Below are 9,226 nucleotides of genomic sequence, written 5' to 3'. Positions count from 1 at the left end.
GGTAGGCGCGGCCCGCCGCTGTCAGCACCAGCCTGTTGGCCTTGCGCTCGAACAGCGCGACGCCGAGCCGCTCTTCCAGCAGATGTACCAGCCGGCTGACCGCGGCCGCCGAGACGTTGAGTTCGCTTCCCGCGGCGGCGAAGCTGCCGCCACGGGCCGCCGCCTCGAATGCCTTGATGCCGTTGAGAAACAGGAGCCGTCGCAATTGACCACCCTCAGGAAAGCTGACGCCAGGGCGAGATAACTCCGTTTGCGCGGCGACCACAAGCGGGCGAGAAGCCGGTCGCGAAACTCGGGAGCAATCCGATGACAGAGACGGCGGACCCGCTGGTGCTTGATTTCGTCGAATGGATCGCGCGCGAGCCGCGGGCCTATTCGGAGGTGATCGGGACCTGGAAGACCTCCTGTCCGCGGCTGACGATTTGGGAGGACGCCGCCGATCGCGGCTATGTCGCGCGCGAGGCGATCGCAGGCTTCGGGCTGATCGTGACGGCCACCGAGGCTGGCGAGAAACTGCTGCGCGCGCACGGCCGTATCGCCTGACCAAGGCGCGCAGAGGCGCAACGGCCGCGATCACTTTTCGGCCGGCATGCGGTCGTGGCCATTGACTCAACCCCGGTTGACGGCAACATTCATGCAATCGCATCCATTTCGCGGATGCATGAAATTCCATCGCGAGGAAGCGCCGCCATGATCGATCTGTATTATTGGACAACGCCGAACGGCCACAAGATCACGATGTTCCTGGAAGAGACGGGTTTGGAATACAAGATCTTTCCGATCAACATCGCCAAGGGCGAGCAGTTCAAGCCGGAGTTTCTGGCGATCGCGCCGAACAACCGCATTCCCGCGATGATCGATCATGCGCCGAAGGGCGGCGCCAAGCCGATCTCGATCTTCGAATCCGGTGCGATGTTGTTGTATCTCGCGGAAAAGACCGGACAATTCCTGTCCGCCGACATCCATGCCCGTTATGACGCGATCCAGTGGACATTCTGGCAGATGGGCGGCCTCGGGCCGATGGCCGGCCAGAACCATCACTTCCGCAACTACGCGCAGGAGAAAATCCCCTACGCCATCGACCGCTATGTCAACGAGACCAACCGACTCTACGGCGTGCTCAACAAGCGCCTTGCCGATCGCGCGTTCATCGCCGGCGATTATTCCATCGCCGACATGGCCTGCTACCCCTGGGTCGTGCCCTACAAGAACCAGGGCCAGGACATCGACCAGTTCCCGCATCTGAAGCGCTGGCTCGAGACCATCGGCGCCCGGCCGGCGACGGAACGCGCCTACGCCAAGGCCAAGGAGGTCAATCCGAATTTCGGCCAGCCTGCCATCCGCACCGAGGAGGAGCGCAAGATCCTGTTCGGCCAGACCGCATCGGTGGTACGGTAAGTCGGCGAAAAGCATTTGCCATCATGGCCGGGCATAGCCGTAAAGGACGGCGTCGGTTCTGCTCGCCTGTGTCCCGGCCATCTATGTCGTGGTTGGGAAAAAAGGCGTGGATGCCCGCGACAGGCGCGGGGATGACGGTTACGTAGAGCAACGACGGGGGTGGAAGGAACTGATAGCTCCGCTTGCGCTGCTCGCTCTGACGGTCGTATGGAATGACGATCGTGTGGTCGCGCTAGGAGCGTTCAATGCCACTCAAACTCTTCGAGCTCGTCGGTACCGACGAGACCCGGCCGTTCAGTCCGTTCTGCTGGCGGACGCGGATGGCGCTGGCGCATAAGGGGCTGTCGGCGGATTCGATCCCATGGTGCTTCACCGAGAAGGGCGCGATTGCGCCGTACAAATCCGAGAAGGTGCCGGTGCTGCTCGATGGCGACAATTCAGTCGCGGATTCCTGGGCGATCGCGACCTATCTCGAAGACAATTATCCGGACCGGCCCTCACTGTTCGGCGGCGACGGCGGCCGCGCCATGGGTCGGATGCTGAACTGGTGGGCCGATATCGCCGTGGTCGGCGGCATGTTCCCACTGATCGTTGCCGACATCCCGGCGCATCTGAAGCCGCACGATGCGGACTATTTCCGCAAATCTCGCGAGGCGCGCTTCGGCAAGCCGCTGGAAGAGGTCGTCGCCGGCCGCGAGAAATCCGTCGTCGGCTTCCGCAAGGCGCTCGATCCGATGCGGCTGACCCTGAAGACCCAGGCTTTTCTCGGTGGCGCGGCGCCGAACTATGCCGATTACATCGTGTTCGGCGGCTTCCAATGGGCGCGCGTGGTCAGTCCCTTCAGGCTGCTGGAGGACGCCGATCCGATCTACGCCTGGCGCGAGAGGGTGCTCGACGCCTTCGATGGCCTTGCGCGCAGGTCGCCGGGCTATCCGGTTTAGCGCTCAATTGCCGCGATAGCTCAGCCGGCGCCGCGCGATCCAGGCCGCGAGGCCTTCGCCGAGATCGTGGCTCGATACCAGCGCCGCGAATTGTTCGCTCTCGACCTGCAATCCTTCGGCGATGGCCATGTTAAGCCCGCGCGTCACGGCGGTGATGACACTGCCGACAGCAAGCGGCGAATGCCGCGTGATGCGTAGCGCGAGCCGGCGCGCCGCCGGCATTAACTCGTCATGTGGCACGACGGCGTTGACAAGCCCGGCTTCAAGCGCCCGCGCCGGCGAAAACGGATCGCCGGTCAGCAGCAATTCGAGCGCGCGCTTGCGCCCGGCGAGCCGCGGCAGCCGCTGCGTGCCGCCGAAGGTCGGCGGCATGCCGAGATTGATCTCCGGCTTGGCGAACATCGCCCGGTCGCTCGTGACCGCCAGATGCACCGCCTCGGTGATCTCGCAGCCGCCGCCGAAGGCGATCCCGTTGATGGCGGCGATCACCGGTTTCCTGAAGGCTTCGAGCCGCGCGGTCATGGCCTGGCCGCGGCGAACGAAGTCCCGTAAGGCCGTGTTCGCGCCGAGGCGCACGCTGTCGGCAAATTCATGGATGTCGGCGCCGGCCGAAAACGCGCGCTCACCCGCGCCGGTGAGAATCACCGCCCGGATACGGGTGTCGGTTTCGATCTGGTCGAGGGCCGCCATCAGGCGGTCGATCAGATCGTAGTTCAGCGCATTGAGCCGCTCCGGGCGGTTCAGCGTGATCAGGGCGATGGCGTCGTCGATGTCGAGCAGAATGGCATCGGACATTGCAGCCTCCGGCGATTGCAAGCAGCGCGGCAGCTTAGGCCGGCATCGCCCGTTGTGTATATTCACTGGTTAGTATACATCGTGTGCATGGCACGCCCCTCCGACCCGACCCGTGAGCGCATCATTTCCGCGGCCAGCAAGCTGTTCTACGCCGAGGGCATAAGGGCGGTGAGCGTCGATGCGGTGGCGGCCGAGGCCGGCCTCACCAAGCGCACGCTGTATTATCATTTCAGGAGCAAGGACGATCTGGTGGCGGCCTATCTCGCCGCCCGCGACCAGCCGAACCTTGCTCTGTTTCAGCGCTGGTTCGCGGAGGCCGATGGCGATTTGCCGGACAAGGTGGAGGCGATCTTCTGCCATCTGGCGCGATCGGCACGGCATCCGAAATGGAAGGGCTGCGGCTTCCTGCGGACCTCCGCCGAACTCGCCAACCAGCCCGGCCATCCCGCGATCAGGATCGGCGCGGCGCACAAGAAGAAGTTCGAGAATTGGCTGCGCGCGACCTTCGAGGCCGAGGGCGTCGAGGCCGCATCGGTGCTGGCGCGCCAGATCCTGCTGCTGCTGGATGGATCATTCGCCGTGGTGCAATTGCACCGCGACCCCAGCTACATGGAGACGGCGGGCCGGGCGGCGCATGCTCTGACCGCGGCGGCGCTGCCGGCGCGACCGACATCGCGCGCGTCGCGCCGCCGATCCAAGACATGAACAAAAGACATAGACAGAAGATATATTTTCCCGCGCGCGCGACGATGGCCTCCTCCGCGAGGCCGGCGCGCGCCGGCTGCAGGGACAGGAGCGAGATTTGCGGAACCGACAATTGATTTGCAGGATCGCCTTGACGATGGGTCTGCTTCTGACAGCGGCGCCCTTGGCGCGCGCCCAGACATCCCAGGAAGCCTGGGACGAAAATCACGACGGCATCTACACCTGCAATGAATGGAAGAGCTATCTCGACCGTGTCTTCACGCTGGCCGATCGCAATCACAACGGCTCGCTCGACCAGGCCGAGTTCGCAAGCGTGCGCAAAGCCGGCGGCGCCTTGGCGGACGCGGATTTCGGATATTTCGACGAAAACCAGGACGGCAAGATCACGCGTGACGAGTTCGTCGGCAAGCCGAGCGAGTTCATCCTGCGGTACGACAAGAACGGCGATTGCCGGGTCACGCCGGAGGAAATCAAGGCCGGCAACGCGCCGAAAGAGATGGGGCCGGCCCAACCGACGCACGACCGGTTTCATCAATGACGAAGATGCCATCGCTGCGTGAGCTGTCGCCGCAGGATGAGCGCGACAGCGACCTGCATCACGGCTATTGGAGCGGTCGGTCTTTCGGAAAGCCAACCGTCTGCGACAGCAATACCTGCTGGTCGTGGCTCAGGCCCAGCGCGTTGGCGATGGCGTCGCGATCGATCCAGGCGCGGATCACGGTCGCGAGCCCGTTGCTGGCCGCGAACAGATAGACGTTCTGCGTGATCGCGCCGGCGGCGACCGAGGCAAAGCTCTCGCGCTGTGCGACGGGAACCAGCTTCATGCGGCTGTGGTCGGCGACATAGACGAGATCGAGCGGCGCCCGGTCGACAAAATCCTGATAGCCGGTCACCCGACGCACGTCGCCACCGGCCGCGAGCTGCAGCGCATTGGCGGCGGCGTCATGGAGATAGGCGCCTGAGGGCAGCGCGACATAGATGTCGATCTCCTGCACGTTGAGCGCGGACGGCGCGGTACGCCTGCCGTCGGCGCGGTTGATGCCATTGGCGGCCCACAACAGGCTCGCCAGCATCGGCAGCGGGATTGTCCGGGCTGAAAATTCGCGCATCGATCGGCGCTGCGCCATCGCCTGCATGAGTGGCAGCCCGCCGGACCTGTCGGGCTCCGGCAGCGCGATCTTCGGTGGGCCATCGCCTTGCGCCGGCTTCGGCCGCAACTGCCCCATGGCGCCCGGCGCCAGCTTGGTCAGCATGTTCAATGTGTCCTGCCGCGGCCGGGATGGGCTGGACGAGCCCGGGTGGTCACGCGGCGCGCGGGTCTTCCAGATTGGCCTCGATCAGCGTCGCATCGCCCTGGCTTGCCAGTTCCACCGCGCGCTCGGGATCGGACCCCCGAACCTCGAGCAGCGCGCAGTCCTCGATCTCGCCATCGATCAGCAGGCTCTGCGCGGTCCGGAATCGCTCCACCGCCGCCTTTCGCGAGCCGAAAGCCCTGAAGTTGAAATCCTCCTCGGGTCGTTTGAGCCGGAGCACGAACATCGCTGCCTCGCTGCTTGAATACAGCCATCAAACGCCAGGTCCGGCGAAGGTGCCTTGCTCCAGATCAAAGTTTCTTAAGCCGCGGATCCGCGATCCGCGCCGCGTCGACAGGCCGGGACATTCCGCTCACTTGCGACATTGGTTCAAACGACAGAACCAAATCCGCTGACGAGTATGGCGAGCAGCGGTGCAGCAAACGCCAGGCTGGTCCAGCGGTGAAGCTTCAGCAGCATTGGCTTGATCATGTTGGCCTCCAAAACGGCACCGAAACTGGCGTGGACCGCGCCGCAGAACAAATAATGCTTTGTCCATGTTGCGTCGACGATGCATTGACGCAGAACGACTGTGCTCGCACGGGTCTGCATGTTTTGCAGGCGATCGTTGACGCGGCGTTGATGGAGAGTTTGTTAGTTGTGCTCGGTCAGCCGGATCGGCGATCGAGCGCGCCCTGCTGTCGCAGCAGCTTCAACGCCGCGTTAAGATCGGGCAGCACTGCGGCGCATTTCGCGCGCGACTGTTCGGTCGGCGGCACGAGGTCTGGCACCATGATCGTGACCGCGCCCGCGGCATGCGCGGCGGCGACGCCGGGATTTGAGTCCTCGATGGCCACACAGGATTGGGGCTTGACGCCGAGGCGGGCTGCCGCCAGCAGAAACAGGTCGGGGCTTGGCTTGCCGCGGATGACGTCGTCTCTGGTCAGGATCATCTCGAACCGCGAATGGATACCGGCAAGCGCGAGATGATGATCGGCGGTGCGCCGCGACGATGAGGTGACGATGGCCATCGGAGTGCAGGCGTCCTGCAGCGCATCCAGCAATGCGATGGCACCGTCCTTCAGCGGCAGCCCGGCTTTCAGGATTTCATCGCGCCTGGCGCCGAAGGCGCGATTGACATCGGCGAGCGGAAAATCCTCGCCGTAACGCTCGCGGAGCATGATGTCGCATTCCGGGCCGGGAATGCCGACCATGGCGTGACAAAGCGTGGCAATGCCGTCGGTGTAACCGAGCGTGGTCAGGGCCGTGATCAGGCTCTCGAAGTACACCCTCTCGGTGTCGAGCAGCGTGCCGTCCATGTCGAGCAGGACCGCGTCGATGGTCCAGCGATCTTTCATGATGCGCCAGTGTCATCACGCGTCGTTGCGCTCGATGCCTGGTCTGCCGCCTGACGCAGGCATGCGGAACACAGACAATCCTCGCCGTCGACGGGCATTGGCAGCCGCGCGCTCTCTTCGGCGCACCAGCAGGGTCCTTCGGGATTGCACATGAATTCTGTTCCGCATCGGGAACAGGCGACACCGCGAGCGCGTGGCGTTTCTGTCTGATTTGTCATGTTGTTGCGCGAAGAATCGCCGCCTTTTTCATATCGGGTTCATCTCAGTCGGCCGTATAGTTTCGAGAACGAATATACGCGCAGTAGACTGCCCGAGGGAAATCCGAATGGCTCGCGATTCGCAAAATGCGCTGGTTGCGCTCAATCGGTTCGGGTTCGGCGCGCGCGGCGGCGCATCCGGCGACTTCGTCAACGCGGCGTCCGATCCGCGCGGCTTCGTCAAGTTCGAGCTGACGCGGCCGAACGGCGCGCTTCTCGAATTGCCGGGGTTGCAATCGACGCCGGAACTGGCGAAGGCCGTGTTCGCCTACCAGGACGAAGTCAAGCAGATCCGAGCGGCCGCGAAGGCGGCGGCAACGCCGTCGGAAGCCTCGCCGCAGGCCTCGCCGCTGCCCGACAACACATTGCGGCGAAACCTTTCGCTCAGCACCGTTGCCGCCGACATTGGCGGACAAGGTTTGGGCGGACAAGGTTTGGGCGGACAAGGTTTGGGCGGACAAGGACAGGCGCCCGAGATGAAGCCGGCCGATGATGGCGGCGCGAACCCCACGATGCAAGCTGGCGAGCCGATGCAGCCAGGCGCCGCGATGGCGCCGAACGCTCCCAACCCGGCAAAGCCGCCGCAGCCGCTCAACATCGTCCAGAAGACGTTTCGCGTCGAGGCGCTGGCGCGGCTGCAGCGCGCTATTCTCGCCGATTGCGGCTTCACCGAACGGCTGGTGGTATTCTGGTCCAACCATTTCTGCATCTCCGCCAACAAGGGCCAGTTGGCGCGGATGTGGGCCGGCTCGTTCGAGCGCGAGGCGATCCGTCCTCATGTGCTCGGCCATTTCACTGACATGGTGCTGGCGGTCGAGCAGCATCCGGCGATGCTGTTCTTCCTCGACAATCAGCAATCGCTTGGACCTGATTCGCGCGCCGGGCAGAACCGCAAACGCGGCCTGAACGAGAATCTCGCGCGCGAGATCATGGAGCTGCATACGCTCGGTGTCGGCGGCGGCTACACCCAGCAGGACGTCACCTCGCTGGCGCGCATCATCACCGGGTGGACGTTTGCAGGGCGGCAGGGAGTCCTCGGCACGCCCGGCAGCTTCGTGTTCAACGCCAATGCGCATGAGCCGGGGCCGCAGACGCTGCTCGGCAAGAGCTACGAGGCGGCCGGCGTCGCGCAAGGCGAGGCCGCGCTGTCGGACATCGCTCGCCATCCGTCGACCGCGAAATTCATCGCCGGCAAATTTGCGCAATATTTCGTCGCCGACGATCCGCCCCCCGCGCTGGTCGCGCGGCTGCAGGATGTCTTCACCAAAACCGACGGCGACCTCAAGGCAATGACGCTGGCACTGGTGGATTCGGACGAGGCCTGGGCCGCGCCGCTGACCAAGATGCGCTCGCCATACGAGTACCTGGTCGCGACCGGCCGGCTGCTGGCGCACCTGCCCGACGATCCCACGCTCTATCTCGGCGGCCTCAGCGCGCTGGGCCAGCCCTTGTGGACGCCGGCCGGCCCGAACGGATTTCCCGATACCAACGCGGCCTGGGCCGCGCCGGAAGGCATGAAGCTGCGGCTCGACATCGCCGCACAGGTTGCTTCCCGCACAGGCAATACGCTCGATCCCCGTGATCTCCTGGAGATCGCGATCGCCGACGCGGCATCAGAAGACACCAGGCGAACGATCGAGCGGGCGGAATCGCGTCAGCAGGCGCTGGCGCTGCTGTTGATGTCGCCGGAATTCCAGAGGAGATGACGATGGACTGCTGTGAAAGCCGAACCGGCCCGGTCACCTCGCGCCGCGGCCTGCTGCTTGGCGGCGCCTCATTTGCGGCGTGGGCCTATTTGCCGAAATTCGCGCGGGCGGCCGATGGCCGCGATCCGCGGCTGATTGTCGTGATCCTGCGCGGCGCGCTCGATGGGCTGGCGACGGTGGCGCCGGTCGGCGACCCCGACTATGCCGGGCTGCACGGCGCGATCGCGCTGAGCCCCGATGGGCCGCATGCCGCCGTGATGCTCGACTCCTTCTTTGCGCTGCATCCGGCGATGCCGGAATTTGCCCGGATGTACAGAGCGAAGCAGGCCGCCGTGGTTCATGCGGTGGCGACGCCATATCGCGACCGCTCGCATTTCGATGGCCAGGACGTGCTGGAGAGCGGCTTCGCCGGTCCGGGCCGGGTGCAATCCGGCTGGCTCAATCGCGCGCTGGAGGGCTTGCCGAAAGGCGAGCGCGTGGTTGGTGCGCTCGCGATTGGTCCGACCACGCCGCTGGTGCTGCGCGGTGCGGCGCCGACCGTCGGCTGGGCGCCGGTGGCGCTGCCGCAGGCCGATGACGACACCGCAATGCGGCTGGTCGAATTGTACCGGCATCGCGATCCCGCGCTCGGCGCGGCGTTGTCCCAGGGGCTGCAGCTCGACAAGGCAGCGCAGGGCGATGACATGAAGCCGAAGCCGGGCGCCGGCGGCCCCGCGGTCGCGATGCGGCAGGTGGCGCGGGGGGCGGCGAAATTGATGGCCGCCGACGACGGTC

The 9,226-nt window shown here is 65.0% G+C and carries 13 protein-coding genes; 7 read left to right on the top strand and 6 right to left on the bottom strand.

Translation table 11 applies throughout. The features are described 5' to 3' along the window. The coding region (locus WCB02_RS00165; protein ID WP_423955076.1) for a LysR family transcriptional regulator at positions 1-205 on the bottom strand (205 nt) is incomplete at its 3' end. A gap of 101 nt (positions 206-306) precedes the next feature. Between WCB02_RS00165 and WCB02_RS00160 the strand changes: the two genes are divergently transcribed. The 3 genes from WCB02_RS00160 (at position 307) to WCB02_RS00150 (ending at position 2,339) form a co-directional block, all read left to right on the top strand. Continuing rightward, positions 307-543 carry a hypothetical protein gene (locus WCB02_RS00160; protein WP_423955075.1) on the top strand — a complete coding sequence of 79 codons (237 nt, stop codon included), beginning with the start codon at positions 307-309 and terminating at the stop codon, positions 541-543. Positions 544-690: 147 nt separating this feature from the next. Next, positions 691-1,398, top strand: coding sequence for a glutathione binding-like protein (locus WCB02_RS00155; protein WP_423955074.1), 708 nt, complete (start codon positions 691-693; stop codon positions 1,396-1,398). A 245-nt stretch (positions 1,399-1,643) separates the two neighbouring features. Beyond that, a complete protein-coding gene (locus tag WCB02_RS00150; protein ID WP_423955073.1) occupies positions 1,644-2,339 on the top strand; it encodes a glutathione S-transferase family protein in 696 nt (231 codons plus the stop codon). A gap of 3 nt (positions 2,340-2,342) precedes the next feature. On the opposite strand, the gene WCB02_RS00145 is transcribed toward WCB02_RS00150, so the two are convergent. Beyond that, the gene (locus WCB02_RS00145) at positions 2,343-3,134 is read right to left on the bottom strand and encodes a crotonase/enoyl-CoA hydratase family protein (protein WP_423955072.1); all 792 of its coding nucleotides are present in this window, start codon (positions 3,132-3,134) and stop codon (positions 2,343-2,345) included. Positions 3,135-3,221: 87 nt separating this feature from the next. Between WCB02_RS00145 and WCB02_RS00140 the strand changes: the two genes are divergently transcribed. Next, the gene (locus WCB02_RS00140; protein WP_423955071.1) at positions 3,222-3,839 is read left to right on the top strand and encodes a TetR/AcrR family transcriptional regulator; all 618 of its coding nucleotides are present in this window, start codon (positions 3,222-3,224) and stop codon (positions 3,837-3,839) included. A gap of 136 nt (positions 3,840-3,975) precedes the next feature. Further along, positions 3,976-4,377 (top strand): EF-hand domain-containing protein, encoded by a 402-nt coding sequence (locus tag WCB02_RS00135; RefSeq protein WP_423955070.1) that lies wholly within the window; start codon positions 3,976-3,978, stop codon positions 4,375-4,377. Between the two features lie 64 nt (positions 4,378-4,441). Here the strand turns inward: WCB02_RS00135 and WCB02_RS00130 are convergent, their stop codons facing one another. The 4 genes from WCB02_RS00130 to WCB02_RS00115 all read right to left on the bottom strand — a co-directional run bounded on the left by WCB02_RS00130 (position 4,442) and on the right by WCB02_RS00115 (position 6,489). Next, positions 4,442-5,092, bottom strand: coding sequence for a nitroreductase family protein (locus WCB02_RS00130; RefSeq protein ID WP_423955069.1), 651 nt, complete (start codon positions 5,090-5,092; stop codon positions 4,442-4,444). 49 nt (positions 5,093-5,141) lie between these two features. Further along, complete coding sequence (locus WCB02_RS00125; protein ID WP_423955068.1) at positions 5,142-5,378, bottom strand: hypothetical protein; 237 nt, start codon at positions 5,376-5,378, stop codon at positions 5,142-5,144. 143 nt (positions 5,379-5,521) lie between these two features. Further along, positions 5,522-5,743 (bottom strand): hypothetical protein, encoded by a 222-nt coding sequence (locus tag WCB02_RS00120; protein ID WP_423955067.1) that lies wholly within the window; start codon positions 5,741-5,743, stop codon positions 5,522-5,524. A gap of 56 nt (positions 5,744-5,799) precedes the next feature. After that, on the bottom strand, positions 5,800-6,489 hold the full coding sequence (locus tag WCB02_RS00115) for an HAD family hydrolase (protein ID WP_423955066.1): 690 nt from the start codon (positions 6,487-6,489) through the stop codon (positions 5,800-5,802). Between the two features lie 325 nt (positions 6,490-6,814). Here WCB02_RS00115 and WCB02_RS00110 point away from each other — a divergent pair, with 325 nt between their 5' ends. Together WCB02_RS00110 and WCB02_RS00105 are read left to right on the top strand one after the other, a co-directional pair. Then, positions 6,815-8,452: a DUF1800 domain-containing protein gene (locus tag WCB02_RS00110; protein ID WP_423955065.1), complete on the top strand. Its 1,638-nt coding sequence runs from the start codon at positions 6,815-6,817 to the stop codon at positions 8,450-8,452. After that, positions 8,449-9,226: DUF1501 domain-containing protein (locus WCB02_RS00105; protein ID WP_423955064.1), on the top strand; the 778-nt coding region annotated here is incomplete at its 3' end. The genes WCB02_RS00110 and WCB02_RS00105, both read left to right, overlap by 4 nt.

This window comes from Bradyrhizobium sp., from assembly GCF_049581145.1.
Classification (GTDB): domain Bacteria; phylum Pseudomonadota; class Alphaproteobacteria; order Rhizobiales; family Xanthobacteraceae; genus Bradyrhizobium.
This window is presented reverse-complemented; position numbering and strand designations above follow the sequence as displayed.

Bases quoted from the DNA above. Each gene is read 5' to 3' on its own strand.
- WCB02_RS00160 (WP_423955075.1), top strand. From the start codon at position 307: ATGACAGAGACGGCGGACCCGCTGGTGCTTGATTTCGTCGAATGGATC.
- WCB02_RS00145 (WP_423955072.1), bottom strand. From the start codon at position 3,134: ATGTCCGATGCCATTCTGCTCGACATCGACGACGCCATCGCCCTGATC.
- WCB02_RS00135 (WP_423955070.1), top strand. From the start codon at position 3,976: ATGGGTCTGCTTCTGACAGCGGCGCCCTTGGCGCGCGCCCAGACATCC.
- WCB02_RS00155 (WP_423955074.1), top strand. From the start codon at position 691: ATGATCGATCTGTATTATTGGACAACGCCGAACGGCCACAAGATCACG.
- WCB02_RS00150 (WP_423955073.1), top strand. From the start codon at position 1,644: ATGCCACTCAAACTCTTCGAGCTCGTCGGTACCGACGAGACCCGGCCG.
- WCB02_RS00125 (WP_423955068.1), bottom strand. From the start codon at position 5,378: ATGTTCGTGCTCCGGCTCAAACGACCCGAGGAGGATTTCAACTTCAGG.
- WCB02_RS00120 (WP_423955067.1), bottom strand. From the start codon at position 5,743: ATGCAGACCCGTGCGAGCACAGTCGTTCTGCGTCAATGCATCGTCGAC.
- WCB02_RS00110 (WP_423955065.1), top strand. From the start codon at position 6,815: ATGGCTCGCGATTCGCAAAATGCGCTGGTTGCGCTCAATCGGTTCGGG.
- WCB02_RS00140 (WP_423955071.1), top strand. From the start codon at position 3,222: ATGGCACGCCCCTCCGACCCGACCCGTGAGCGCATCATTTCCGCGGCC.
- WCB02_RS00130 (WP_423955069.1), bottom strand. From the start codon at position 5,092: ATGCTGACCAAGCTGGCGCCGGGCGCCATGGGGCAGTTGCGGCCGAAG.
- WCB02_RS00115 (WP_423955066.1), bottom strand. From the start codon at position 6,489: ATGAAAGATCGCTGGACCATCGACGCGGTCCTGCTCGACATGGACGGC.